This window comes from Pseudomonas sp. Ag1, from assembly GCF_000278565.1.
Lineage (GTDB): Bacteria > Pseudomonadota > Gammaproteobacteria > Pseudomonadales > Pseudomonadaceae > Aquipseudomonas.
Genome location: NZ_AKVH01000099.1, coordinates 64,827 through 90,693, shown reverse-complemented (window position 1 = coordinate 90,693; position 25,867 = coordinate 64,827). Strand labels below are relative to the sequence as shown.

The window sequence follows — 25,867 nt, the reverse complement described above, 5'->3', positions numbered from 1 at the left end:
TGATGGGAATTTGATGAAATACCCGCCAGCCCTCTATCCTTGCAGGCCTTGCCCGGTCGAGAACAGGACGCCCCATGACTTTGCAGTTCGTGAAGATGCACGCCCACGGTGATGATTTCATCGTGATCGACCGGCGTGGCCAGGATGACCCGATCACCGCTGAAATCGCCCGCCGCCTGGGTGACCGTCATCGCGGCATCGGCTTCAATCAATTGGCCGTGGTGCTCGATTGCGCTGACGCCGCGGCCCGCATCACATTCTGGAACCCCAACGGCACCCCGCTCGACACCTGCGGCAGCGCCACCCGTGGAGTGGCGGACATGCTGATGCGCGAAGCCGGCACCGCCACCCTCGTGCTGCGAACCAACCGGGGGCTGCTGACCTGCGTGCGCGAATCGGCGCAGCGGGTGTCGGTGGACATGGGGCCGCCGTCATTGGGCTGGGAAGCTATTCCGCTGGCGCAAGCGATGGACACCGAACGCTTGCCGCTGGAGGGTGACCCGGCGGCGTGCAGCATGGGCAACCCGCATTGCACCTTCTTTGTCGATGATCTGGCGACGGTCGATATTGCGGCGGTTGGCCCGTCACTGGAAACCCACCCGTTGTTCCCCAACAAGACCAATGTGCATTTCGTGCAGGTACTCGACCGGGGTCATATCCGCCTGCGCATCTGGGAACGGGGCGGCGGTGTCCCGCAAGGCTCGGGTTCGTGCTGTTGTGGCGCGGTGGTCAACGGGATTCGTCGTGGGCTGCTGGATGACACCGTCGACGTGCAATGCGATGGCGGTACCGTGACGGTGCATTGGGATGGGCGCGGCGGCGTGGTGTTGACGGGGGCTGTCCAAACCGTTGTTCACGGCACGGTGGCGGCCGCGCTCATGGGTGGCGCAATGGAAAGTGCACACTGAAGGTGGTGCCCCGGTCCGGGCTTGAGCTCACCGAAACACCTCCATCATGGGCCTTGGCAATTTCCCGCACGATAAACAGCCCCAGGCCAACGCTACGCACCTCACTGTCCTGCTCCGTGCCTCGGGTCATGGGCTCAAACAAGCCAGCCATCAACGCTTCGGGAATCGCCGGCCCCTGGTTATGCACCGAGAGCCGGCTCTCTTGTGCGTCCTGGTGCGAGGTGACGGTAATCGGCTGTTGCAGGTCGCCGTACGCCACGCTGTTGGCCACCAGGTTGCCGATGATTTGTTGTATGCGGTCGGCATCTAGGAACGTGCGGGCGCTGCCCGTGGCGTGATGTTCGAGGGTCGCCGTGGGGAACGCCACTTGCAACTCGTCGAGACTGTCACGGGTGACGGCGTGCAGGTCGAGTGCTACGGGATTGATGCTGATGCCCTGGCCGACTCTGGCCTGGGTGAAGTCCAGCAAGTCGGCGATCATCCGCTGCGCCCGTTCGGTGGACAGGCCGATATGCCCCAGGAGTTGGCGCTCCTTGGGGCTGCGCTCGCCACGGGCGAGGAACTCCGAGGCCATCTTGATCGCGGTAAGCGGGTTCTTCAGGTCATGGCTGACAATCGCGACCATCTGCTCGGCAAACAGCGCCCGGCGCTGGGCGATTTCATAGGCGCTGCTCAGTTCGGCCTGGGCCTGCTGCAGCGCGACTTCAGCGGCGGTCTTTTCCTGCAGCAAGGCTTCAGCCAGTTTGCGGGCGTTGAGCAATTCGCGCTCGTACTTGTCGCGGTCGGTGGTGCCGAAAAGGGCCAGTTCGTTGTAGGCAATACCGGCATGTTCGTGCCTGACGCCGTTGAGCAATACCGTGACGGTGCGCCGGTCACGGTGCAGCAGGTCGAGTTTCACTTCGGCGATGGAGCCTTGCATTTTCATCAGCGGCGCCAGGTGCGTCTGATGGAAGATCCGCCCGCCCGTCGTCAGCAGGTCCTGAAACCGCCGTTCTTTCAACTCATCGAGGCTGAAGCCGGTCCAGTCGCTGAAGCACTGGTTGGCCTGCACGATGGTGCCGTCTTCCCGGGTAACCACCAAGGCGCAGGGCGCGCCGTCGAACAAACGTTGAGAGTCCGGCAACGACAGGTTATCGGCTGGCATCGGCACCCACCCATGGCAACAGGAAACTGTCCATGGCCGCTGAGCAGGCCCCAGGTGCACTCATGTGCGGGCAATGCCCCACGTTATCGACCAGGCAATACGTGCTGGCGGGCAACGCCGCGTGCAGGTATTCACCCACGCAGACCGGTGCGATCAAGTCGTCGGTGGATTGCAGAATCAGGGTGGGGGTCATCAGGCCTGCGATGTCCTGGCGGTTGTCCGACAGGAAGGTTACCCGTGCGAAGCGCTTGGCGATGTCCGGCTCGGTGCGGCAGAAACTGTTGGTCAGTTCTTCGCCGAGGGCCGGTTGCCCGGGTGCGCCCATGATTACCGGGGCCATGGTGCTGGACCAGCCGAGGTAATTGCTGTCGAGGGTATCGAGCAACGAATGGATATCGTCGAGGGTGAACCCGCCCGTGTAGTCGCCGGAATCGATATAGCAGGGCGAAGGACCGATCATCACATGGGCGGCGATTGTTCCGGGCGCCTGGCGATCGGCCAGGGCGCCGATCATGGCGCTGACGGAGTGCCCCACCAGCACCACCGGGCCCGCGGCGTATTCATCAATGACCTCACCCAGATCATGGGCGTAGCCGGTCAGTGAGCTGTATTTTTCGCTGTCGTACGCGCTCAGGTCAGATTGGCCAGCCCCCACCAGGTCATACAGCACCACGCGGAAACGGCCGGTGAAGTGAGGAAACAGATAATTCCACATGGTTTGATCACACCCGAAGCCATGGGAGAAAACCAGGGTCGAGGGACCGCTGCCATACACCCTGACGTTGTTGCGCTGCTGAAGGTCCATGGCGTTCTCGTGTAGGGCGTGTGTGGGGGTGGCGTAAGTCTAGATAGTCGGTGGCGTCGGGTCACCTGTTTATAGCGTCGATAGGGTAAAGTCGGCCGATTCAGGATGAAACTTCAGGTAACAAAACATGATGGTGTTCCTACGGCGATGTGTCTTGGGCTTGCTACTGATCGTTTCCGGCTCGCAGGTGTGGGCCGATACCGCTCCCCCGGCGCCGGTCACGGTTGCGCTGGACCAGCGCGTGATCGACCTGACCCAAACCCTCGACGCTGCCACTCAATCGCGTATGACCACGCAACTCGCCGGTCTGGAACAACGCAAGGGCGCACAGGTGGCGGTGATGCTGCTGCCGAGCACCCAGGGCGTTGGCATCGAGGACTTCGCCAACCAACTGTTCCGTGCCTGGAAACTGGGGCGCAAGGACGTCAACGACGGCATCCTGCTGCTGGTGGCGAAAGACGATCGCAAGGTTCGGATCGAAGTCGGTTACGGCCTGGAGGGCGTGGTCACCGACCTGCTGGCCCACCGCATCATCGAGGAACACATCACCCCGGCGTTTCGCCAGGGCGATTACGCAGGCGGCGTGCAGCAAGCGGTGGACGACCTGACACTGTTGGTGGACGGGGGCAATTTGCCCGAGGTGGCCAAGGCCGGTTTCCCGCCTGAAGCGTATGCGGTGCTCCTGGCGTTCATTTTCGGCGGGGTGGTCGGGGTATTGATGGGCGCCGAAAAACTCCCTTGGCGCCGGGCCCTGATGGCGGTGGTCGTTGTCACCGTGGTGCTGGTCGCGGTTGCGGGCGGCAAGGACTGGCCGGTCTATTTGCTGTTGCTGCCCCTGTGCATGCTGATCGGTGGCGCTACTTTCGGTGCGTTGTGGCAGGCGAGGGCGGCGTTTTACACCGTGCTGGTGCTGTTGGGCTACATCGCCGGCGTGCTGCTGACCGATAACTTCGTGCGCGAGATATCCCTTATTCACAGGCTGGCTTATCCATTCGCAGGGTTGCTGGTCCTGGGCCTGTATCTCGGCCTGTTCCTGGTGATGAAGAGCATGTGGAAAGAGAGCCAGGGTGGCTTTATCGCGCGGCTGGTGGCGGTGCTGGTGGTGTACGGGATCGTGGGGGCATTGATTGACAAGGGCGCCACGGGATGGCTGCTGGCGTTTCCCTTCGCTTCGTTCGCGGCGCTGTTCATCTTTGCCCACGGTATCAGCGGCGGGTCGGGGTCGGGGTCGGGTGGGGGCTCCAGCTCCTCCGGTTCGAGTTCCAGTTCCAGCAGCAGCTCATCGGGTGGTGGTGGTTCCAGTGGTGGGGGTGGGGCGTCGGGGAGTTGGTAAGCCTCCCCCGGAAGCTAGGCGGGCTTGTAGGCAATCCAGCCCTTGAAGCTGAAGCCCGCGTAGAACAGTTCCACACCTTCGAAGCCTGCCTCCCGTAGCAGCGCTTCATCGTCGTTGGGTGACAACACCGGCAAGTGGCTGCTGATGGCGGCAATCGCCCGCTGGGCATCTTCAGCCGGTACGCCGGAATCCACGGCATAGGCTGCATAACGCTTCAGCCAGCGCGCTTTTTCCTCTGGCGAGGATTGGGGGAAGCTGTGATGCGCCGCAATCAAAGGCGCGCCCGGCGACAAGCGCCGCCACAGCTCTTTCAGGGTTTGCAGACGCTCTTCGGCCGGGATGAAATGCAAGGTCAGCAAGGACGTGGCGGCATCGAACGGCCCCTCGGGCGCGGTATCGATATAGCCTTCATGCAACTGCACCCGGGCCATCAGCGGACCCAAGGTGGCCTCGGCCAGCTTCAGCATCTCGGCAGACGGGTCCACCCCCACAAACTGCCACTCGGGCTGGCTGTCGGCAAACTTCTTCAACTCCAGGCCGCCGCCTGCACCGAGTACCAATACCTTGCCGGTGGCTGGGACGCTTTCGCGCAGCAGCAGCGTGCTCATGCGCTGCAAGGACTCGAAACCCGGCACCAGCCTCACCGGGCCTTCGGCGTAGCGGGCGACAGCGTCGGGATCTGAAAACCAGGTCATTGCTGGCTCCTGTTGGCGGGGGAAGCGACAACCCTACTGGGGCAAATTCAGGCTGGCAATTGAAGAGATGTGCAGTTGTGTTAAAACGTTGCCTTTGCTGATTTTGAGAGTACCCCTCGAATGCTTCCCGACATGCTTATCCGCGATGCACGGCCTGAAGACGCGTTATGCGTTGGTGTGCTGGGCATGCAGGTTTTTCTCGATACTTACGCCACCGAAGGCATTCGCGACTCAATCGCCGCCGAGGCGCTGCAAGCGTTTTCGCCCCAGACGATTTCCGCGCTGATCGTCCAGCCGGCTACGGCCATCATCGTCGCTGAAGCCAACGGGCATCTGGTGGGGTTTGCCCAGGTGGCGATGGACACCGGCCATGCGCTGATCTCAACCCCGAAGGCGGCGGAGTTGCAGCGGCTCTACATCCAGGAACGGTTTACCGGGCTCGGACTCGGCTACCGTTTGCTGCAAGCGGCTGAACAGCGCGCAGGGCAGGGTGGCGCTTCTTTGTTGTGGGCGACGGTGTGGGTCGGCAACGAGCGGGCGCTGGGTTTTTATCCGCGTCGTGGTTATGAGCTATTGGGGGCGCCTACGTATACGTTCCAGAATGAAACCCATGAAAATCGGTTGTTTGGCAAAAGGCTTGGCGTCTAGCCGTCAGAGCGTTTTGCTGAGGAAAACCCGGCTGCTGCCTTGCGGGTCGCATGGTATTTCACCAAAACGTACCCAGCCATTCTTCTCGTAAAATTCCGGGGCCTGGAAACTGATGGTGTACAGCACCGCCGAGCGGCACCCTCGGTGACGGGCTTCGTCTTCGAACGCCTTCAGCAGCGATGTACCCAGGCCTGAACCACGCAGCGCATCGGGCAAATGGAACAGGTCGAGGAACGCCATCCCGAGGCTGGTTTTGCCGGTGATGCCGCCGAGGGTTTCACCGGTGTCGGGATCCTTGATCAGCACCGTCAACGGACGTCGGTCATTGGAGCCGGTGATGTGTTCGTTGAAGGCGGCGAGTCCCTTGCCGAGAAGCTGCTCGGCTTCGGCGTCTGGTTGGTCACCTATCTCAATCAAATGCTGTTTCATCAGGTTCTGCTCCCTGTCAAAGCCGTTCCCGCACCATCCGCATCAGCCGTTCACCCACCTGATCCACGCCTTTGTTTTGCGCAACCACCTGGGCACCTTCCATCAACAACGTCAGCTCTTCAGCCAGCTCCCCGGGCTTGCTCGCCTTGAGCTGCGTACACAGCAGCTTCACCCGCTCAAACTGGCGTTTTTTATGCGCCTGGATCAGCGCTCGCGCAGGGTGATCGGCCTCCGGAATTTCCGCGAGGGTGTTGGTAAACGGGCAACCGCGATAGCCCGCCCGTTCCAGGTCTTCGACGATAAAAACCGCCAAGCCCAGCAGCTGTTCCCTGGGGGAGTCGGGGTGTTGCTGCGCCAGGCCATCCAGCACATCGCTGTAGCTTTCCGTCAGGCGCTCCAGCCACTCCAGCACCAGCGCATCCTTATTCTCGAAATGCCGGTACACGGTCATCTTGGTCGAGGCGGCCAGTGCCGCAATGGCATCCACGCTGACACGGGTGATGCCCTGTTCGACAAACAGCGTTTGCGCCGCATCGACGATCCGCTCGCGGGGCGGCATTTGAGGTGTCCGTTGCGCACGCATGCACATTCTCCACTTGACAGCGATACCATTGAGTATCGCATGATACTTATCGGTATCGTCCGATACCGAAGAGTATTCATCATACCCGTTTGGAGGGTTTCATGTACCTGTCTGAATATGCCGATCAGGATGCTACCGGCCTGGCACGCCTGATCCACACCCACGCTGTCAGTGTCGACGAGGTGCGCGCGGTGGCCCTGCAAGCCATCTTAGCCGTCAACCCGCAGATCAACGCCTTAGTGGAAGCCTGGGACGATGAACCGGTTGCGGCCCAAGGCCCGTTCCATGGCGTGCCGCTGCTGCTCAAAGACCTGGGCGTCAGCGCCGCAGGCCGCCGCAATGAACTCGGCAGCGCGCTCGCGCAGGGCTGCACCGCCGATGCCGACTCGGAACTGATGACCCGCCTGCGCCGCGCCGGCCTCATGCCGTTGGGCCGCACCACCACCCCCGAATTCGCCGCCAGCACCACCACCGAAAGCCGCTTTTCAGGCCCCACCCGCAACCCGTGGGACGTGCAGCGCAGCGCCGGTGGTTCCAGCGGCGGCTCGGCAGCGGCGGTGGCGGCGGGGTTGGTACCGGTGGCGCATGCGACCGATGGCGGCGGCTCAATCCGCGTACCCGCGTCCATGTGCGGCCTGTTCGGGCTCAAGCCCAGCCGTGGTCGCGTGCCCATGGGGCCGGACGTCGACGAAGTCTGGAGTGGTTTGGCAGTGCACGGGGTATTGACCCGTTCGGTACGCGACAGCGCTGGCATGCTCGACGCGATCCATGGCGGCGCGCCTGGAGATCCGTTTCGCATAGCACCGCCAGAAAACAGCTTTTCGGCGCTTGCCCAACGGGCGCCCGGTTCGTTGCGCATTGCCCTCCAGAGCCTGCCTTTAAACGGGCAGAAGCTGCATCCGGCGGTGGAACAGGCGCTGTTCAATACCGCCAAACAACTGGAAGCACTGGGTCATCAGGTTGAAGAAATCCAGCCGGACATTGGCGTCAGTTGGGAGGCGTTTGTCGAACTCAATGCGCGCTTCTGGTCGTCGAATACGGCAGCCTGGATAGATGCAGTTGCCGGCGCGACGGGTCGTTCGATCAGTGCTGAATACCTGGAACCGGCGACACTGGCGTTGTATCGCCTGGGCAAGTCACTGCAAGCGATAGACCTGTTGGGGGCCCTGTGGGAACGCAACATCGTCGCGCGCCACATGGGTGACCTGTTCCAGCGATATGACGTGCTGCTGTCGCCCACACTGCCCGGGCTGGCGCCGATGATCGGCGACTACATCCAGGGGCAGGCGCAACTGGACGGGCGAGGGTGGATGAATCGAGTGTTTGCGCATTCGCCGTTTACCGCGCTGGCCAACGTCATTGGCGCGCCGGCGATGTCGGTGCCGCTGGGTCATGATTCCCGGAGCGGGCTGCCGATCGGCATGCAGTTCATGGGCGCGTTTGGTCAGGAGGGCATGTTGCTTGGCCTGGCGACGCAACTGGAACGGGCAACGCCTTGGGCTGCACGTCGCCCGCACGTGTGGGCCGGGGGAAACCTGTAACCCAAGGCAAATGCTTTCCCTGTGGCGAGGGAGCTTGCTCCCGTTGGGCTGTGCAGCAGCCCCAAAACCGGTCACCAGGTCTCTGAAAAACCGCATCCACTGAATCAGGGGCGCTTCGCACCCCAACGGGAGCAAGCTCCCTCGCCACAGGGGGAAGTGTGATGGCTAGATATCCATCACCATCTCATGCCACGCCATCCCGCCATGGTCCGACGCCGACGGCTGCACATAGCGATAGCCCATGCGCTTATACAGCTCCACATGGCGGTCCTTGCACATCAGGTGAATGGTCTTCTTGCCCATCGCCTGCATGCGCTGCACGAACTCCGTCATCAAGCGCGTGGAGTAGCCCTTGCCTTGCTGGGCGGGATCCACCACCACCGACATGATCACCACATTCGGCGCATCGGCTGAATGCCCGACCAACTCCTTGAAGGCCTCATCCGACATCACCACTTCATCGGCGCAACCGCAGTTGATGAAACCGACCACAACACCATCCGCCTCCAGGATCAGAAAGCCTTGCGGGTACAGCGCAATGCGCGTGGCGATCTTTTCCAGGGTCGCGGCTTCATCGCCTTCGTAGGCCGAGATTTCGATCTCGTAGCAACGGTTGGCGTCTGCGGGGTTGGCGTTACGGAAGGTGAGGGCGTGCATTGGGTTACCAGAGAAATTGAACGACAGCCCCCATGATAAAGAAAGAACACCCCGACAGCACCGCCGAACACAAAACCCACTCACACCACCGACCCCCTATGGGAGCCGTCGAGCTTTAGCGAGGCCGCGATGGCGGCCTTCCTGGCACCATCAATATTCGCCAAGCCGGATAACTGGAAAACCCGCAAATGCGGGTTTTCTCGTAACTGAGCCAGGCTCTATTAAACCCCACCCACCAACTTCCCCCCCTCCAACCGACGCTTATACGCACTGTCCCGACTCGCCAACCAGAAATACAACGGCGACGTCACCACCAACCCCACCAACCAGGACAAATCCGCCCCGTTGATATGCGCCGAAATCGGCCCGACATACAGCGGCGTATTCATAAACGGAATCTGCACCACAATCCCCACCGCATAGGCCACCAGCGCCTGAGGGTTGTACCGCCCGTAAATCCCGCCATCCACCCGAAAGATCGAACCAATGTCGTACTTGCCCTTATGAATCGCATAGAAGTCGATCAGGTTGATCGCCGTCCACGGCACCAGTACCACCAACAACACCAGCACCATGTCCACGAAGTGCCCGATAAAATCCTTTGACGCAAACACCGCCGCAATCGAGCACGCCGCCAGCACCAGCACCGAGATCACGGCACGCGCCTTGGCGGTCGGGATCCAGCGGTAGGCAAAGGTCTGTACCAGGGTGATCAATGACAGCACCGCACCGTACAGGTTAAGCGCGTTGTGGCTGATCACACTAAGCAGGAACAGCAACAGCATCAGCGGTCCAATGGAGCCGGTCGCCAGTTTGACCGCGTCCATGGTGTCCATGCCCACCGGCGTAGCCAGTACCGCAACCGCACCAAAGATGAACGACAGGCTGGAACCGAGCACGGTGCCCAGATAGGTGGTCCAGAAGGTCGACGCCACCGGCACATCCGCCGGCAGGTAGCGGGAGTAGTCAGACACATACGGCGCAAACGCGATCTGCCACAGCGCGGCCAGCGACACGGTGGCCAGCCAGCCGGAGATGTTGAAGTTACCGCGTGTCAGGAAGTCGGCCGTCTGCACATGGGTGAAGATGTAGCCGAACCCCAGCACGATGCCCGCGCCCAGCACCCAGGTGCCGATGCGGTTGAGGACGTGGATGAAGCGGTAGCCGATGATGCCGATGATCCCCGAGCCGATGGCGCCGATGACGATGCCTACCGGTACCGGGATCACGTCGACGACGCCGTGCAGGGATTTGCCCGCCAATACGATGTTGGAGGCGAAGAAGCCGATGTACATCACGCCGGCGATCACCACCACCAGCAGTGCGCCGAGGGAGCCGAACTGGGCGCGGCTCTGGATCATTTGCGGGATGCCCATCTGCGGGCCCTGGGCCGAGTGCAGCGCCATCAGCACGCCGCCGACGAGGTGGCCGACGAGGATGGCGATGATGCCCCACACCAGGTTCAGGCCGAACAGTTGCACGGCCAGCGCGCCGGTGACGATGGGCAACGGCGCGATGTTGCCGCCGAACCACAGGGTGAACAGGTCTCTTACCTTTCCGTGGCGATCTTCCGGGGGCACGTATCCAATCGTGTGTTTTTCGATAAGCGGGGCGGAGGATGTTGCAGTGGTAACCATGACGAGCTCCAAGGCAAGGTGAGTACGTTGACGTACTTCGCTGGGCGGCGCGTGTGCGTCGCTTTTGTTGTTGGAGTGATCATGTGCAATGGTCACAGGGAGGTAAATTAGTAAGTTTGTTGCTATAGACCTTAAAAATAATATCTCGCGGGGTTTTTTGCTCCGGTATGTTGCATGCACTTGAATCAGTGTGAAAAAGCCGATTTTCACGCACTTGTTTGGGGCGAAATCCCACGTTTATGGAGGTCCCGATGGCTGCCTATAACCTGCGCCAGCTCAGATATTTTGTAACCACGGCCGAGTGCGGCAGCGTGGCAGAGGCCTCGCGCAAGCTCTATATCGCGCAACCGTCGGTGTCGACGGCCATCAAACAGCTGGAAGACAGCTTCGGTGTGCAGCTGTTTATCCGCCATCACGCCCAAGGGGTGTCGCTGACGCCAAGCGGTGCGCGGTTCTATCGCAAGGCCCTGGAGCTGCTGCGGGTGGCCCACGAATTTGAGCAGAACGCCCTGGCAGACAATGACGTGGTGGCGGGGCAGATCGATATCGGTTGCTTCGAAACCGTGGCACCGCTGTATTTGCCGCGCTTGATTGCCGGTTTCCGGGAGCGTTGGCCGGGGGTGGAAATCCGTCTGCGCGATGGCGAACAACAGGAACTAGTACAGGCGCTGACGGCCGGCAGTATCGATGTGGCGATGCTGTTTGAGCATGACCTGGGCAGCGCCATCGAGACCACGCCGCTGATGCCGCCGCAGCAACCCTATGCGTTGCTGCCGGCGGATCACCGGTTTGCGCAGCAGGCCAAGGTGTCGTTGGCGGACTTGGTGCTGGAACCGATGATTTTGCTGGATGTGCTGCCGAGCCGGACGTACTTCGTGAGCATCTTTGAAGAGCGTGGACTGACGCCGAATATTGTCTTCAGTTCGCCGTCGATCGAGATGGTGCGGGGGATGGTGGGGCGCGGGTTCGGGTTTTCGATCCTGGTGACCAAGCCGTTTTCGCCGTATTCCTATGACGGGCAGAAGCTGGTGTGCGTGCCGTTGGCGGAGACGGTGACGGGGTCGGGGTTGTCGGCGGTGTGGTTGCGGCGGGCGCCGTTGACCAAGCCGGTGCAGTTGTTTGTGGAGTATTGCCGGGAAGAGCTGGCGCGGTTGTTAGGTTAGACACAGAACTAAAATGTGGGAGCGGGCTTGCTCGCGAATGCGGTGGATCAGTCAATACATCGGGTGACTGTCGCACCGCATTCGCGAGCAAGCCCGCTCCCACATTTGGCCCGCGTTTCAGGCGCGAATCGAGTCGAGCATGCGCAACAACATGGCATCGCAACCTTTCAGTTGCGCAACACTCACAAACTCATCCGGCTTATGCCCCTGGTCCATGCTCCCAGGCCCGCACACCACCGTCGGAATGCCCGCCGCATCAAACAACCCACCCTCGGTCCCGAACGCCACGGTGCCAAATTCCCGCGAGCCGCAAAACGCCGCAATCAGCTCCGCCGCCTGGCTGCGCTGGTCGGTGGCCAGCCCCGGGTACGCCGACAACTCACTGAAGCGAATCGCACTCTGCCGGCTCACCGCCTGCATCCGCGGCAACACCTGCTGCATCGCATAGGCTTGCAGCTCCTCGGCCACTTCACCCGGGTCCATCGAGGGCAGGGCGCGCACTTCAAAGTCAAAACGGCAATCGGCAGGCACGATATTCAACGCCTTGCCCCCGGAGATCACCCCGGTTTGCACGGTGCTGAACGGCGGGTCAAAGCGCTCGTCCTGATGCACCTTGAGGCGCTGGCCGATTCGCCCCAGCTCACCAATCAACTCCGCCGCATACTCGATCGCATTCACGCCCTGGGGCGCATACGCCGAATGGCAGGCCTCGCCATGCACTTCACAGCGCATGGCGAGCTTGCCTTTATGGCCCAGCACCGGCTTCAACTCGGTGGGCTCGCCGATAATGCACAGCAGCGGTTTCACCGGCCATTGTTCCAGCACCTTGAGCAACGAACGCACCCCAAGGCAGCCGACTTCCTCGTCGTAGGACAGGGCGATGTGCACCGGCATGCGCAAGTCTGCGCTTGCCAAGGCCGGCACCAGCGCCAGTACACAGGCGATGTAGCCCTTCATGTCCGCCGTGCCCCGGCCAAACAGCTTGCCGTCGCGTTCGGTCAACTCAAACGGCGGCAACGTCCACGGCTGGCCATCCACCGGCACCACATCGGTGTGCCCCGACAGCACAATCCCGGGCACATTCGCCGGGCCGAGGGTGGCGAACAGATTGGCCTTGCTGCGCTCATCGTTGTAGATCAACTCGCAAGGCACGCCGAACCCTGCCAGGTAATCGCGCACGAACTCGATCAGCTTCAGGTTGGATTCGCGGCTGGTGGTATCAAACCCCACCAGCGCCTGCAGCAGTTCCCGGCTGGTGCTCATCGGTCGTCTCCGGCCACGCCGTAGCCAGGGGAGCGGTCCGGGGCGAGGGCGCGGTCGATGTAGTCCTGCACCTGTGGACGGTAGGCGTCCCAGAGCTTTTGCAGCTCGGCGATCGGCTGCTCGTCGGCCCAATCCACCCGCAGGTTGATGATCGGCCAGGTCAGCTCGCCCACCACCACCAGCGCGGCGGAATGCACCGGCCCGGCTTCGCCCCCGGCGGCAATGGCCGCATGCATCGCGGCCAGCAGGCGGTCTGCCAGTTGGCCTTCGCCTTGCTCGAAGGCCTTGACCATCGCCTCGATCACCGCGCGGTCGGCGAGCATATTGCCGGCGGCCACGCACTGTTCGCCCGACACCGCATTGTGGGTGCCAAGGGTTTCGTTGCCGCTGAAATGCACCGTGCGCCCGAGGTGATCAATCGCCGTCAGTTGCCGGTATTGGCTGTAGCCGTTGCGGGTCAGGGCCTTGTCTACGGCATCGGCAGGGGCAAGGCCTTGCTCCAATAGATCGAGTACGTCCGGGCCGAGGGCGGGCAGGGTGATGTTCTGGGTCGAGACCGCACCCACGCCGGGCCGCAGCCATGGGCAGCGGGCGCCTACGGCGATGCTCGATGAGCTGATGGCAATGCCCATCTGGCCGGTTTCCGCGCAGCGGGCGACGATTGAAAAGGTCATGTCGTGCCTCCTTGGGTTACTCGGGGATAACTGCAATCACGTCGATTTCCATCAGCCACTGTGGCTGGCCCAGGGCCGAAACCACCAACCCGGTGGAGATCGGGAACACGCCCTTGAGCCACTTGCCGACTTCCTGGTACACCGGCTCGCGGTAGCGCGGGTCGATCAGGTAGGTGGTGGTCTTGACGATGTGGCTCAGGTCGCTGCCGGCCTCTTCCAGCAGTTGCTTGACGTTTTTCATTGCCTGTTCGGCTTGCGCGCGCGGGTCGCCAAGGCCGATCAGGTTGCCGTCGAAATCGGTGCCCACCTGGCCCCGTACATACACCGTGTTGCCGGCGCGTACGGCCTGGCACAGGTCATTGTCCAGGCTCTGGTTAGGGTAGGTTTCCTTGGTGTTGAACATGCGGATGCGAGTGTGAGTAGGCATCAAAAAAACTCCAGAAAAAAGTGATCAGGCGCTGACAGGTGAGGTGTGAACAACCGGTGCCGGTTCGCGGTACTCAAGGTATTGGCGCTGGATGGCGATATGGTCGGCCACGTACTTGGCGTCATGCCACACCCCCCAGATAAACGACGAGCCCCGGCGCGACTGCCATGGCAAACCGAGGAAGTAGATGCCCGACTCGCTGGCCACGCCGCGCTGGTGCTGCGGCTTGCCGGCGGCGTCAAATGCATCGACCTTCAGCCAGCTGTAATCCACGGCAAAGCCGGTGGCCCAGATGATTGAAGTGATACCGGCCTTGGCCAGGTCCAGTTCCAGGATCGGGTGCTTGATGCACTCGGCATCGGGAAACGCACGACGCGCTTCGGGCTCTGGCGGCAGGTCGAGGCCGTTGCGCTCGATATAGGCATCCGCCGCATCCAGCAGGGCCAGGTAGTTCTCATCGCCGCGGGCCAGGTTTTCCACCAGGTTGGGCTGGAAGCTCGCAACGCTGCCGTTGAAGGATTGGGTCAGGCCGACCAGGGTCATGCCTTGCTGGGCCAACTCGCGGAAGTCAATGGTCTTGCCGCCGTGGGCGCCGCTCACCGCAATGGTCACGTGCTCGCGGCCGGGTTTCATCGCGGCCTGGTCCCACTCACCCAACACGCCCAGCCACCAGCAGAAATCGCGGTTGCGATAGGCACGCGGTGGGCGGTCGTGAGCACCCACCGACAGGTACACCTGGCGCCCGGAGCGTTGCAGTTCGTCGGCGATCTGCACCCCGGAGGAACCCGCCCCCACCACCAGCACCGCGCCGGCCGGCAGTTGCGCGGGGTTGCGGTAGTCGGCGGAGTGGATCTGGTGCAGCGCGCTGTCTTGAGGGGCAATCGCCGGAATCACCGGCTTCTGGAACGGCCCGGTGGCCGCCACCACGCGGTTGGCTTCGATCACGCCTTCGCTGGTGTGGATGGTAAAGCCAGGACGACCGACATTGCGCACCACCGAGGTCACGTCGACGCCGGTGCGAATCGGTGCATTGAACTTGCGTGCATAGGCTTCGAAGTAGTCCGCCACGCGCTCTTTCGGCGCAAAGCCATCGGGGGCGACGTTATCGAAGGCCAGGCCCGGAAAACGGTCATGCCAGGCCGGGCCGTTGGCGACCAGCGAGTCCCAGCGGCCGGTGCGCCAGCGCTCGGCGATACGGCTGCGCTCCAGCACCAGGTGCGGCACGCCTTGCTTGCTCAGGTGCTCGCTCATGGCGACGCCAGCCTGACCGGCTCCCACCACCAGCGTGTCTGTTTTTGTTATTGCTTGAGTCATGTGTCTGTCCTTGCGTAATGCAGTTGGATTCAGCTTGGGCATGGCTTCAAGGCTAGGGGGAGGGCGGTTTTTAATAAAATATTATTAAGCTGGGAAGTGAGCATAAATATCGGATGCAGGCTCACCCTATCGGGTGATTTCGAGGATGGAGCGGGTGTGCAACCATCCTTGCAGTTCTTTCAGCGAGTGTTTGAAGTGGAAAACGACCGGCTTTCTTCTGCGCAATGGTTCGAACAGATGGCCCGGGTGACCGACAGCATCGGGCAGCCGGGGTTCGCCGCGACCTTGTTCGAGGCTCTCGGTTATCTCCAGCCGATCCAGGCCACCACGCTGTATTTCTACCCGCGCGGCGGCATGCCCAGTGCGCTGTTCGAGCTGGACGGGCCATGGTTGCCACAAGGCAATGTGCGCCAGTACCTGTCGGGGTTTTATCTGCTCGACCCGTTTTACGGGGCCTGTGTGGAGGGCGTCAGCTCCGGGTGTTACGAGCTGGCCGAGGTCGCCCCCGATCACTTCGAGCTCAGCGAATACTTCCAGTCGTTTTACCGGCACTCCCATCTGGAGGATGAGCTGAACTACATCCTGCAGTCGAGCAACGGCTCGAGCCTGGCGGTGTCGCTGGCCTTTACGCAAAAGCTCGACGCCACCACCACCGGGCAATTCAAACGCATCGCGGCGTGGGTGCTGGCGGTGCTGGGCAAGCATTTCGTTGGCCTGGATGCCCAGGGGGCGCGTTTTGAAAACCTGCTGGAGCAGCGCATTCACTCGGCGCTGAACAACTTCGGCTCGTCGATATTGACCGAGCGGGAATGCCGGATCGCCCAACTGATCCTGCGGGGGCATTCCACCCGTTCGCTGGCCGAACGCCTCGACGTCTCGGAAGACACCATCAAGTCCCACCGCAAGCACATCTACACCAAGCTCGATATCGGCGCGCAATCGGAACTGTTTGCCCTGTTTATCGATTCGCTGGCCGAAGCCCAGGGAGTGCTGAGCAAAGATCCCCTCGAAAGCTACATGAGCAAGCACCGCTGAGCGGCGTTGCTCGCCCTTGCGTCATTACTAATAAGAGAGAAATACCATGAACGTACCCGCCCAACTGAACCGCCTGACCGAGGACTACCAGAAGTCGGATGCGGCCCACCACATCCATGCATTTGTCGATCAAAAAGCGCTGAATGCCGAAGGCCCGCGGGTGATGGTGCGCGGTGAGGGCCTTTACCTGTGGGACAGCGAAGGCAAGCGTTACCTGGACGGCATGTCGGGCCTGTGGTGCACCCAGCTGGGTTACGGTCGCAGGGACTTGACCGCTGCCGCTGCCGCCCAGATGGACCAGTTGGCGTACTACAACATGTTCTTCCACACCACCCACCCGGCGGTGATCGAGCTGTCGGAGTTGCTCTTCAGCCTGTTGCCGGGCCACTACAGCCACGTGATCTACACCAACTCCGGCTCCGAGGCCAACGAAGTACTGATCCGTACCGTGCGCCGTTACTGGCAAGTGGTCGGCCAGCCGCAGAAAAAAATCATGATCGGGCGCTGGAATGGTTATCACGGCTCCACGCTGGCGGCGTCTGCCCTGGGCGGCATGAAGTTCATGCACGAGATGGGCGGCCTGATTCCCGACGTGGCACACATTGACGAACCCTACTGGTACGCCCATGGCGGCGAGCTGACGCCTGCCGAGTTCGGCCGCCGCTGCGCCTTGCAGCTGGAAGAGAAAATCCTCGAGCTGGGCGCTGAAAACGTCGCCGGGTTTATCGCCGAGCCGTTCCAGGGCGCGGGCGGCATGATCTTCCCGCCGGAAAGCTACTGGCCCGAGATCCAGCGCATTTGCCGGCAATACGATGTGCTGCTGTGTGCCGATGAGGTGATTGGTGGCTTTGGCCGTACCGGCGAATGGTTCGCCCATCAACACTTCGGTTTCGAGCCCGACACCCTGTCCATCGCCAAGGGCCTGACCTCCGGTTACCTGCCGATGGGTGGCCTGGTGCTGAGCAAGCGCGTGGCCGATGCGCTGGTGGAGCGCGGCGGCGTGTTTGCCCACGGGCTGACCTATTCCGGGCACCCGGTCGCGGCGGCGGTGGCGCTGGCCAACCTCAAGGCGCTGCGGGACGAAGGCATCGTGCGCCAGGTGAAGAACGACACCGGACCGTACCTGCAAAAAATCCTCCATGAAGTGTTTGGCAATCACCCGATGATCGGCGAGATCCAGGGCACGGGCTTGCTCGCGGCCTTGCAGTTCGCTGAAGACAAGAGCACCCGCAAGCGCTTCGAGAACGAAAACGACCTGGCCTGGCAGTGCCGCACGTTTGGTTTCGAAGAGGGCGTAATCATTCGCTCGACGCTGGGCCGCATGATCATGGCACCGGCACTGGTGGCCACGCGCACTGAGCTGGACGAGCTGGTTGAAAAGACCCGCATCGCCGTGGATCGCACCGCACGGATCGCGGGAAAACTCTGAAGTGACCAGCGCGCCACCCCAGGCGAGGGGTGGTGCGCAACCTCCATCAGGCAACGCTGAACGGCATCGATGCCATCGAATGCCGCGACGCCCTGCACCCCCATTTCCAGGAGTCACCCATGAATACAATAACAAACGTGACCGATACACCCGCTCATCAATCCTCACCCAAAGCCGCCTCGTCCCGCCGCTTCCGTCAGCCGCTGGGTCTTATCGGGCTGGTGTTGTTCGGCCTGGCGTACATGGTGCCGCTGGCGGTGTTTACCACCTACGGGCTGGTGACCCAAATGACCAAGGGCCACTTGCCGACCGCCTACATGCTGACTCTCGCCGCCATGCTGCTGACGGCCTACAGCTATGGGCGCATGGTCCAGGCGCATCCCTATTCGGGCTCGGTCTACTCCTACACCCGCAAGGCGTTTGGCGCCTACTTCGGCTTCATCGCCGGGTGGACCCTGTTGCTGGACTACATCTTCCTGCCGTTGCTCAGCTATTTGCTGATCGGCATCTACATGTCCGAGTATTTTCCCGGGGTGCCGACCGCCGTGTGGGTGCTCGGCTCGATTGCCCTGGTGACCACGCTGAACCTGGTGGGCATCGAGTCCATCACCCGGGTCAACTGGATACTCATCGTCGCTCAGTTGGTGTTCATCGTGGTGTTCGTGGCGTTGTCGGTACACACCCTGAGCGAGCAGTCCGCACCCGTGTCGCTGCTGGCGCCATTCCACCATGAAGGCTTCAGCGCGCCGCTGATCATGGCGGGCGCCGCGGTGCTGTGCCTGTCGTTTCTTGGCTTCGATGCGGTGTCGACCATGGCCGAGGAAACCCCCAACCCACGCCGCACCATCCCGTTGGCGATCATGGTGGTGTCGCTGTTCGGCGGCCTGCTGTTCCTGCTGGTTTCGTATTTCGCGCAAATGGTGTTCCCGCAATGGAACAGCTTCGTCGACCCGGATGCCGCCTCGGTGGATGTGATGCGCCGGGTGGGCGGCGAACTGCTGGTGACCGCCTTTACCGCAACCTATGTCGCCGGTTGCTTCGCCTCGGCGATGGTCTCCCAGGCCAGTGTGTCGCGGGTGCTGTTCGCCATGGGCCGTGACGGCGCGCTGCCCCGCGTGCTCGGCAAGCTGGTGACGAAAAAGCGCGTGCCCGCCACGGCCATCGTGCTGGTCAGCCTGTTCTCGCTGATTGCCTTGTTCATCACGCTGGATACCGTCGCCAACATGATCAGCTTCGGTGCGCTGTTTGCGTTCTCGGCGGTGAACCTGGCGGTGATCAAGCACTACCTGGTCGATCAGAAGTTGCGCGGCACCAGGAACTACTTGCTGTACGCCGTTGTGCCGGCGCTTGGGTTCCTCAGCACGATCTGGCTATGGAGCAGCCTTTCCAGCCTGTCGTTCACCATCGGCCTGTGCTGGATGGGGCTTGGGCTCCTGTGCCTGCTGGGCATCACGCGGGGGCTGCGCGTGAAGATGCCGGAACTGCAGATCGCCGAGTGAACCCCTCTTTTATCCATCGCCATTCATTGGGAGTACAACGTGTTCGACCTTAACTACTGGCAACAGCGTGTTGCCCGCCAGACGTTCATCAACACCGCCCTGATCGGTGGCCGCTCAGTGAATGCGGCATCCGGGGCGACCTTCGATGCCATTAACCCTGCGACCCAGCAGTTGCTGTCGCGGGTTGCAGCCTGCGGTGACGCAGAAGTCGACCTGGCCGTGCGCAGCGCTCGCCAGGCCTTCGAGACCGGCCCCTGGCGACGGATGCCGCCGGTGGAGCGCAAGAAAATTTTGATCAGGCTCTCCGAATTACTGATGACCCACCGCGAGGAACTGGCGCTGCTCGATTCGCTGAACATGGGCAAGCCGGTGATGGACGCCTACAACGTTGACGTGCCTGGCGCCGCCAATGTGTTTGCCTGGTACGGCGAAGCCCTCGACAAACTCTACGATCAAGTCGCGCCCACCGCTCACAACGCGTTGGCAACCATCACGCGTGAAGCACTGGGGGTGATCGCGGCGGTGGTGCCGTGGAACTTCCCGCTCGACATGGCCGCCTGGAAACTCGCGCCGGCGTTGGCGGCCGGTAACAGCGTGGTCTTGAAACCTGCCGAGCAGTCGCCGTTTTCTGCCCTGCGCCTGGCCCAGCTTGCCCTGGAAGCCGGTGTCCCGGAAGGTGTGTTGAATGTAGTGCCCGGCCTCGGCGACAGTGCCGGCAAGGCCCTGGGGCTGCACCCCGACGTGGATTGCCTGGTGTTCACCGGCTCCACTCAGGTGGGCAAGTACTTCATGCAGTATTCCGCCCAGTCCAACCTGAAACAGGTGTGGCTGGAGTGTGGCGGCAAGAGCCCGAACCTGGTGTTTGAGGACTGCCAGGACCTAAACCTTGCGGCGCAGAAGGCCGCCTTCGGCATCTTTTTCAACCAGGGCGAAGTGTGTTCGGCCAACTCCCGTCTCTACGTGCAACGCTCCATCCATGACGAATTCGTCGAGCGCCTGATCGCCAAGTCGCGCGCCTGGATGCCGGGTGATCCGCTGGACCCCGGCAGTGCGGCCGGGGCCATCGTCGACAGTCAGCAAACCGCACGCATCATGCACGCCATCAGCCAGGCCCAGGGGGAGGGCGCCAGGCTGTTGTGCGGTGGCGAACAGTTGGCCATCAATGGCTCCTCCAACTTCATCCAGCCAACCATTTTTGCCGACGTGAGCCGCGACATGGCCCTGTCCCGTGATGAAGTGTTCGGCCCGGTGCTTGCCGTCAGCGCTTTCGACACGGAAGAGCAGGCGATACAGCAGGCCAACGACAGCCTCTACGGCCTGGCGGCCTCGGTATGGAGTGATGACCTCAACCGTGCGCACCGTGTGGCCCGTGCCCTGAATGCCGGGACGGTGTCGGTCAACACCATCGACGCCCTGGATGTGGCGGTGCCGTTCGGTGGTGGCAAGCAATCCGGGTTCGGGCGTGATTTGTCGCTGCACGCTTTTGACAAGTACACGCAGCTGAAAACCACCTGGTTTCAGCTGCGTTGACTCAAGCGGTTATCCGGTCGTGTATTTATGCGTGCGCGACCGGCACAACTACAGGCAAAATCAGTGCGAACTCAGAGGGCTTTGAACACCATGGTCACTATTCGCGTAATGAGCACTGCCGACTACGACGCCGTGCTCGAACTGATGCAGAAAACGCCTGGCATCTCCCTGCGCGATGCCGACTCCCGCGAGGCCACTGAGCGTTACCTGGAGCGCAATCCAGGCATGAGTTTCGTCGCCGAGGTCGACGGGGGGCTGGTTGGGTGCGTGATGTGCGGGCACGATGGCCGGCGCGGGTATTTGCAGCACCTGCTGGTGCTGCCCGCGTATCGGCGCCAGGGTATTGCGAACGCGTTGGTTGGGCGCTGCCTCACCAGCCTGGCGCAATTGGGCATCCGCAAATGTCACCTGGATGTGTTCAAGACCAACGACAGCGCTGCCCGTTATTGGCAGGGCCAGGGCTGGCAGCTGAGGACCGATATTGATCGCTATTCGTTTACCCGACCGGGTGACGAGAACGCCTGACGTCCATGGAGGGACAGATGCTCGAGATACGACGCGCCACGCTGGAAGATGCACAGGCAGCCTTCGACATTCGCCTGTTGGCCATACGCAGCCAATGCATCGGCGCCTATACGTCCGAGCAGATGATGTTGTGGACGCAAGGCTCGGCTGAAAATGGTTATGCAGCGCTGATGGACAAGCATTTTTACCTGGGATGTGTCGACGGTGAGCCGGTCGCTACCGGCATGCTGGATCTGGCGAACAACGAAATCGGTGCGCTGTTTGTGCTGCCCGGGTTTACCGGACGCGGGATTGGCAAGCAGATACTGGCGTATCTGGAAGCGTTGGCGCAGGAATTGGGGATCGAGGAAGTGATCCTGGACGCGACGTTGAACGCGGCGGATTTTTATCGACGGTGTGGGTATGTGGGCGATGAGCAGGCGATCTACCACTCGCCATCGGGGTTGCAGTTGGCCTGTATTCCTATGCGTAAACACCTCCACAATGTTCGCTGACCCACCCAAAACCTTGTGGCGAGGGGGCTTGCTGTGGCGAGGGAGCTTGCTCCCGCTGGGTCGCGAGGCGGCCCCAATAAAGCTATCGCAATCTGACTGAAAGAACTCGCTGACCTTCTTGGGGCTGCTGCGCAGCCCAGCGGGAGCAAGCTCCCTCGCCACAGGTCATGTGTCGTCTTGGGTATTGAACTCCGTACGCAAACACCTGATCACCTCGCTCACCGAAGCTCCTTGAACCACCGGCGGCGTAGGGCTCTCACCAAACTCCCGCCAGATAAAAAGCGTCAGCTCCGCACCGTCGGTAGCCTTCTGCTGCGTCCCGAAATCCTGCAGCACCCGATAGCGCTCATCCTGCCAGAACAGCGCTTTAACCCATCCATACACCGGTATGAAATGAAAGTGCAGCGGGAAGCCCGGCATATGCCCGAACCGGCTGATGTAAAGCCACTTGGGCTTCAACTGAGCCTCCATGACCCGCTGGGTTTTGGCCAGCAACCCACCCAGCTCCGCGAGCGCCGCATCGGGCATCTCGGCCAGTGAGTCAACCGGCGCCTTGGCACCCAGCATCAGGTAGCCCGGCAGTGCGGATGACAGGTGATGATTGAGCAGCCAGTGCTCGGTCTCATGCACAACAAAGGATGGATCGATCTTCATCGACGGGCTTCCATGCGAAGAGGCTTGGCAGGATACCAAGGGTCATCGCCCTGTATCCCGCAAATGCAGCGGATCTGTCTCTATCGCGGCATTCACCTTATAGATACGGTTCATCCATACCTATTCAATGCCGAGAAAACCATGGACCTGACCGCAATCCCCTTTGGCACCACCGACTGGTCGACCCTCGAGCCGGTGATGCATCCCGGCGAAACCGGCAGTGCGTATTGGCGCACTTGCCAGTTCGGTTCAACCCGCGTGCGCATGGTCGAATACAGCGCCGGTTACCTGGCGGATCACTGGTGTTGGCGCGGGCATATCCTGCTGTGCCTGGAAGGTGAGCTGCACACCGAGCTGGAGGATGGCCGGCAGTTCACGCTGACTGCCGGGATGAGTTATCAGGTGGGCAATGACATGGAGGGGCATCGGTCATCGACTACCGTCGGGGCGAAGTTGTTCGTGGTGGATTGAGGCGTCAAGCCAGTCGCACAATCAACTTGCCGAAGTTGCGCCCCTCCAGCAGCCCGATAAACGCCTCCTGCGCTTGCTCCAGGCCCTCGACAATGTCTTCGCGCCACTTCAGCTTGCCCTGATCAATCCACTGCGCGGCTTCCTGCAAGAAGTCGTCCTGCTGCTCGTCAACAAACTCGGTCTGGATAAAGCCGCGCACTGTGAGGCTCTTGGCGAGGATGTCGTGCATAGTCGCCGGCAGTCGGTCGACCTGTTGCCCGGGCACCGAGCGGTCGTTGTAATGGGCGATCAGCCCACATACGGGTATCCGCGCAAAGTCATTGAGCAGCGGCCTCACGGCATCCCAAACCGCCCCCGAGACATTTTCGAAGTAAACGTCAATTCCATTGGGGCAGGCTTCGGCCAACTGCTGGGCAAAATCCGCTGCGCGATGGTCGATGACGGCATCAAACCCGAGTTCATTTTTCACGAATGCGCATTTCTCCGGCCCACCCGCGATACCCACCGCGCGTGCGCCCTTGATGCGGGCGATCTGGCCGACCACCGAGCCCACTGCGCCACTCGCCGCCGCCACTACCACGGTGTCACCGGGCTTGGGTTGGCCGATAGTGAGCAACCCCGAGTACGCGGTGAACCCCGGCATTCCAAGAACTCCCAGCGCTGTGCTGGGGTGGGCGATGCCCGGATCCAGAAGCCGCAGGTCGAGGCCGTCCGAGAGCGCAAATCGCTGCCAGCCGGCATAGGCAAGCACGATGTCGCCCTCTTGCCACAACGGGTTTCGTGAATGTTTGATCCGCGCGACCGTGCCGCCCACCATCACCTCGCCGATGCCCACTGGCTCGGCATAGGATTTGGCCGCACTCATGCGCCAGCGCATGTAGGGGTCGAGGGACAGATAGAGGTTTTCCAGCAACACTTCGCCTTCGGCAGGCTCGGGAATCGCGCTGTACTCCACGCGAAAATCGCTGGGTTGCGGGCGCCCGTCGGGGCGGGCGGCCAGTACGATGCGTTGGTTCTGGAGCTGGGTCATGAGGCTCTTCCTGGTTGATAACGTTCCAGCAGGGTAGTCATGCTCAAGCTATCGAGGTAGGGTGATAGCTGTTGATTCAGAGTTAACCCAAACATGATATCTGACGCGTTTGAACCCTATCTGCTACGAACCTTTATCTCGGTATGCCAGCACGGCAGCCTGAGTGGCGCAGCCCAGCAGGCGGGCAGGGCGCAATCGGCCCTAAGCGCACAAATCCGCCGGCTTGAGGAGTTGCTAGGCCAGCGGCTGTTGCGCAGAACAGGTCGGGGCGTGGTGCCCACTACCGAAGGCGAACTGCTGCTCACCTACGCGACGCGCATTCTGGCCTTGGGCGAGACGGTAGCAGCGCGCCTGAAAGAGCGCACGGTGATGGGCAATGTGCGCGTCGGGCTCTCGGAAGACGTGGCGGTATCGGCGTTGCCGGCAGCGCTCGGCCGGCTGCGGCGCGCCTGCCCGCATGTACACCTGGAGGTCGTTGTTGATCACGGCGACGCACTCGCCGAACGTTGGAGTGACGGCGAGCTGGACGTGGCCATTGGCGTCAGCTCATCGTTCAACGCCGACCCTGTGCACGCCTGGAACGTCGAGCTGTACTGGGTGTGCGCGATTGATGAAGAAATCGATGCGGCGCTGCCGCTGGATGTCATCGTGTATGCCGAACCCTGTGCCTGGCGGCGCTTGATGTTTGATGCCTTGCTGAACGCCGGGCGGGATTTTCGGGTCACGGTGACCAGCCCGAACATTGGCGTAATCACCGCAGCGGTGGAGGGCGGATTGGGTGTGGCCTTGCTGCCGGCGGAGAATATTCGGCCGGAGACCATGCGCATCATTTCCTTGGCTGAAAGCGATGGGCCTATTTTGAGTGTCAACTACGGCCTGTACGCCGTTCCACGGCAAAGCGACAGCATCCGCGCGGCAGTGGAACTGCTCACCGAGAGTTTTCACGCGATGACTCAACCCTTGCGATAAACCCCCGCCAACTCCCGCGCCAGCCCAATGAAATTCTGCAACGGCGTCGACGGATTGAACGCGCGCCGCACCAGGGTGATCGGTGCCAGCAACCTTGGCCGTGCATCGCTGATCCGGCAGTACACCACGCTTTCGCGATGCACGTCGCGCATCGACGCCGGCACCACCGAGATGCCTTCGCCGGCGGCCACCAGGCTGACGTTGGTCAGCATGCGCTCCACTTCAAAGGCAATCTTCGGCTCGAAACCGGCGTTCTGGCAGGCCTTGATCAGGTTGGCGTACATCCCCGGCGCGCCGGGGCGGCGGACCAGGATGAAGCGTTCGTCCTTGAGGTCGGCCATGGTGATTTTTGGCTCGGCGCCCTTGAGCAGCGCATGCCCGACGGGCAGGGTCAGCAGCATTTCTTCGTTGAGCAATCGGTGGAACGTGAGGCTCTGGTGGTCGCCCACCGGTGCGCGGAGGATGCCGATGTCGATGCGTTTTTCGATGGTGTCTTCGGTGACTTCCCGGGCGCTACCTTCGTTGATCGAGAGCTCCACGCCCGGGTATTGCTCGCGGTAGGCGCGGATGATTCGCGGGATCAGCGGGTGGGCGGCGGCGGAACTGGTGAAGGCAATGACCAACGTGCCTTCGATACCCTGGGCAGCGCGAGCCGCCTTGAGGGAACCTTGCTCGACGCGGGCGAGGATCACTCGGGCTTCATCGAGAAACACCAGCCCGCCGACAGTCAGGTCGACGCCCTTGGGGTGGCGCTTGAACAGGTCGAATCCCAGCTCGTGTTCGAGGGCACGTATCTGTTGGCTGAGGGGCGGCTGCTGCATGTTCAGGCGAGCGGCGGCGCGGGTGAAATGTCGCTCTTCGGCCACCATGATGAAATAACGTAAATGGCGAAGTTCCATGGTGGTATATCCCGTGACAAGACTTTATTATTTGTGGCCTGAGTGCGCCTTGGCGACCAATATGCCGAAACTGGCCTGATCCGACAATAACAATAAATAAAAAGACCATGG

General features: G+C 61.8%; 27 protein-coding genes. 13 read left to right on the top strand and 14 right to left on the bottom strand.

What is annotated here, in order from left to right:
- Nucleotides 1-74 precede the first annotated feature (74 nt).
- Nucleotides 75-908, top strand: a complete 834-nt coding sequence (gene dapF / locus A462_RS15795; protein WP_008435375.1) for a diaminopimelate epimerase — start codon at nucleotides 75-77, stop codon at nucleotides 906-908.
- On the opposite strand, the gene A462_RS15800 is transcribed toward dapF, so the two are convergent.
- Nucleotides 877-2,052, bottom strand: coding sequence for a PAS domain-containing sensor histidine kinase (locus tag A462_RS15800; RefSeq protein ID WP_008435370.1), 1,176 nt, complete (start codon nucleotides 2,050-2,052; stop codon nucleotides 877-879). The genes dapF and A462_RS15800 overlap by 32 nt on opposite strands.
- On the bottom strand, nucleotides 2,039-2,857 hold the full coding sequence (locus tag A462_RS15805) for an alpha/beta fold hydrolase (protein WP_008435369.1): 819 nt from the start codon (nucleotides 2,855-2,857) through the stop codon (nucleotides 2,039-2,041). The genes A462_RS15800 and A462_RS15805 overlap by 14 nt, the downstream gene beginning before the upstream one ends.
- 127 nt (nucleotides 2,858-2,984) lie before the next feature.
- Here A462_RS15805 and A462_RS15810 point away from each other — a divergent pair, with 127 nt between their 5' ends.
- Complete coding sequence (locus tag A462_RS15810; RefSeq protein ID WP_008435368.1) at nucleotides 2,985-4,190, top strand: TPM domain-containing protein; 1,206 nt, start codon at nucleotides 2,985-2,987, stop codon at nucleotides 4,188-4,190.
- A 14-nt stretch (nucleotides 4,191-4,204) separates the two neighbouring features.
- Here the strand turns inward: A462_RS15810 and A462_RS15815 are convergent, their stop codons facing one another.
- Nucleotides 4,205-4,885, bottom strand: coding sequence for a class I SAM-dependent methyltransferase (locus tag A462_RS15815; RefSeq protein WP_008435364.1), 681 nt, complete (start codon nucleotides 4,883-4,885; stop codon nucleotides 4,205-4,207).
- Between the two features lie 132 nt (nucleotides 4,886-5,017).
- On the opposite strand from A462_RS15815, the gene A462_RS15820 reads away from it, so the two are divergent.
- Nucleotides 5,018-5,533 (top strand): GNAT family N-acetyltransferase, encoded by a 516-nt coding sequence (locus A462_RS15820; protein ID WP_080673229.1) that lies wholly within the window; start codon nucleotides 5,018-5,020, stop codon nucleotides 5,531-5,533.
- Between the two features lie 3 nt (nucleotides 5,534-5,536).
- Here the strand turns inward: A462_RS15820 and A462_RS15825 are convergent, their stop codons facing one another.
- Complete coding sequence (locus A462_RS15825; RefSeq protein WP_008435362.1) at nucleotides 5,537-5,962, bottom strand: GNAT family N-acetyltransferase; 426 nt, start codon at nucleotides 5,960-5,962, stop codon at nucleotides 5,537-5,539.
- A gap of 16 nt (nucleotides 5,963-5,978) precedes the next feature.
- Nucleotides 5,979-6,545 (bottom strand): TetR/AcrR family transcriptional regulator, encoded by a 567-nt coding sequence (locus A462_RS15830; protein WP_032899391.1) that lies wholly within the window; start codon nucleotides 6,543-6,545, stop codon nucleotides 5,979-5,981.
- A gap of 101 nt (nucleotides 6,546-6,646) precedes the next feature.
- On the opposite strand from A462_RS15830, the gene A462_RS15835 reads away from it, so the two are divergent.
- Nucleotides 6,647-8,086, top strand: coding sequence for an amidase (locus A462_RS15835; RefSeq protein WP_008435360.1), 1,440 nt, complete (start codon nucleotides 6,647-6,649; stop codon nucleotides 8,084-8,086).
- A gap of 165 nt (nucleotides 8,087-8,251) precedes the next feature.
- Here the strand turns inward: A462_RS15835 and A462_RS15840 are convergent, their stop codons facing one another.
- Nucleotides 8,252-8,743: a GNAT family N-acetyltransferase gene (locus A462_RS15840; RefSeq protein ID WP_008435359.1), complete on the bottom strand. Its 492-nt coding sequence runs from the start codon at nucleotides 8,741-8,743 to the stop codon at nucleotides 8,252-8,254.
- A 221-nt stretch (nucleotides 8,744-8,964) separates the two neighbouring features.
- On the bottom strand, nucleotides 8,965-10,380 hold the full coding sequence (locus A462_RS15845; protein ID WP_008435358.1) for a purine-cytosine permease family protein: 1,416 nt from the start codon (nucleotides 10,378-10,380) through the stop codon (nucleotides 8,965-8,967).
- A gap of 251 nt (nucleotides 10,381-10,631) precedes the next feature.
- Between A462_RS15845 and A462_RS15850 the strand changes: the two genes are divergently transcribed.
- Entirely contained in the window at nucleotides 10,632-11,543 is a 912-nt protein-coding gene (locus A462_RS15850) for a LysR substrate-binding domain-containing protein (protein WP_003210159.1), read from the top strand.
- A gap of 117 nt (nucleotides 11,544-11,660) precedes the next feature.
- On the opposite strand, the gene argE is transcribed toward A462_RS15850, so the two are convergent.
- Genes argE through A462_RS15870 form a run of 4 tightly spaced genes read right to left on the bottom strand, consistent with a single transcriptional unit; the run spans nucleotide 11,661 to nucleotide 15,263 of the window.
- On the bottom strand, nucleotides 11,661-12,806 hold the full coding sequence (gene argE / locus A462_RS15855) for an acetylornithine deacetylase (protein WP_008435357.1): 1,146 nt from the start codon (nucleotides 12,804-12,806) through the stop codon (nucleotides 11,661-11,663).
- Nucleotides 12,803-13,480 (bottom strand): DUF1028 domain-containing protein, encoded by a 678-nt coding sequence (locus A462_RS15860; RefSeq protein WP_003207324.1) that lies wholly within the window; start codon nucleotides 13,478-13,480, stop codon nucleotides 12,803-12,805. Before A462_RS15860 ends, argE begins: the two co-directional genes overlap by 4 nt.
- Nucleotides 13,481-13,496: 16 nt before the next feature.
- Nucleotides 13,497-13,907 carry a RidA family protein gene (locus A462_RS15865; RefSeq protein WP_003207327.1) on the bottom strand — a complete coding sequence of 137 codons (411 nt, stop codon included), beginning with the start codon at nucleotides 13,905-13,907 and terminating at the stop codon, nucleotides 13,497-13,499.
- 24 nt (nucleotides 13,908-13,931) lie between these two features.
- Nucleotides 13,932-15,263, bottom strand: coding sequence for a flavin-containing monooxygenase (locus tag A462_RS15870; RefSeq protein WP_371857018.1), 1,332 nt, complete (start codon nucleotides 15,261-15,263; stop codon nucleotides 13,932-13,934).
- Between the two features lie 195 nt (nucleotides 15,264-15,458).
- Here A462_RS15870 and A462_RS15875 point away from each other — a divergent pair, with 195 nt between their 5' ends.
- The 6 genes from A462_RS15875 (at nucleotide 15,459) to A462_RS15900 (ending at nucleotide 21,733) form a co-directional block, all read left to right on the top strand.
- Complete coding sequence (locus tag A462_RS15875; RefSeq protein WP_050550310.1) at nucleotides 15,459-16,256, top strand: helix-turn-helix domain-containing protein; 798 nt, start codon at nucleotides 15,459-15,461, stop codon at nucleotides 16,254-16,256.
- A 46-nt stretch (nucleotides 16,257-16,302) separates the two neighbouring features.
- The gene (locus tag A462_RS15880; RefSeq protein WP_008435341.1) at nucleotides 16,303-17,685 is read left to right on the top strand and encodes an aspartate aminotransferase family protein; all 1,383 of its coding nucleotides are present in this window, start codon (nucleotides 16,303-16,305) and stop codon (nucleotides 17,683-17,685) included.
- A gap of 119 nt (nucleotides 17,686-17,804) precedes the next feature.
- Complete coding sequence (locus tag A462_RS15885) at nucleotides 17,805-19,184, top strand: APC family permease (RefSeq protein WP_023658770.1); 1,380 nt, start codon at nucleotides 17,805-17,807, stop codon at nucleotides 19,182-19,184.
- Nucleotides 19,185-19,223: 39 nt separating this feature from the next.
- Nucleotides 19,224-20,714, top strand: coding sequence for an aldehyde dehydrogenase (locus A462_RS15890; protein WP_008435338.1), 1,491 nt, complete (start codon nucleotides 19,224-19,226; stop codon nucleotides 20,712-20,714).
- Nucleotides 20,715-20,741: 27 nt separating this feature from the next.
- Nucleotides 20,742-21,239 (top strand): GNAT family N-acetyltransferase, encoded by a 498-nt coding sequence (locus A462_RS15895; protein ID WP_274517800.1) that lies wholly within the window; start codon nucleotides 20,742-20,744, stop codon nucleotides 21,237-21,239.
- A 17-nt stretch (nucleotides 21,240-21,256) separates the two neighbouring features.
- Complete coding sequence (locus A462_RS15900) at nucleotides 21,257-21,733, top strand: GNAT family N-acetyltransferase (protein ID WP_008435334.1); 477 nt, start codon at nucleotides 21,257-21,259, stop codon at nucleotides 21,731-21,733.
- Between the two features lie 165 nt (nucleotides 21,734-21,898).
- Here the strand turns inward: A462_RS15900 and A462_RS15905 are convergent, their stop codons facing one another.
- Nucleotides 21,899-22,387: an HIT family protein gene (locus A462_RS15905; protein WP_008435333.1), complete on the bottom strand. Its 489-nt coding sequence runs from the start codon at nucleotides 22,385-22,387 to the stop codon at nucleotides 21,899-21,901.
- 141 nt (nucleotides 22,388-22,528) lie between these two features.
- Here A462_RS15905 and A462_RS15910 point away from each other — a divergent pair, with 141 nt between their 5' ends.
- Nucleotides 22,529-22,858, top strand: coding sequence for a DHCW motif cupin fold protein (locus tag A462_RS15910; RefSeq protein WP_003207343.1), 330 nt, complete (start codon nucleotides 22,529-22,531; stop codon nucleotides 22,856-22,858).
- A gap of 4 nt (nucleotides 22,859-22,862) precedes the next feature.
- On the opposite strand, the gene A462_RS15915 is transcribed toward A462_RS15910, so the two are convergent.
- Nucleotides 22,863-23,888, bottom strand: coding sequence for an NADP-dependent oxidoreductase (locus tag A462_RS15915; RefSeq protein WP_008435332.1), 1,026 nt, complete (start codon nucleotides 23,886-23,888; stop codon nucleotides 22,863-22,865).
- A 93-nt stretch (nucleotides 23,889-23,981) separates the two neighbouring features.
- Here A462_RS15915 and A462_RS0132480 point away from each other — a divergent pair, with 93 nt between their 5' ends.
- Nucleotides 23,982-24,857, top strand: a complete 876-nt coding sequence (locus A462_RS0132480; RefSeq protein WP_032899387.1) for a LysR family transcriptional regulator — start codon at nucleotides 23,982-23,984, stop codon at nucleotides 24,855-24,857.
- Here the strand turns inward: A462_RS0132480 and A462_RS15920 are convergent.
- Nucleotides 24,842-25,756, bottom strand: a complete 915-nt coding sequence (locus A462_RS15920) for a LysR family transcriptional regulator (RefSeq protein ID WP_008435330.1) — start codon at nucleotides 25,754-25,756, stop codon at nucleotides 24,842-24,844. The genes A462_RS0132480 and A462_RS15920 overlap by 16 nt on opposite strands.
- Nucleotides 25,757-25,867: the final 111 nt, after the last annotated feature.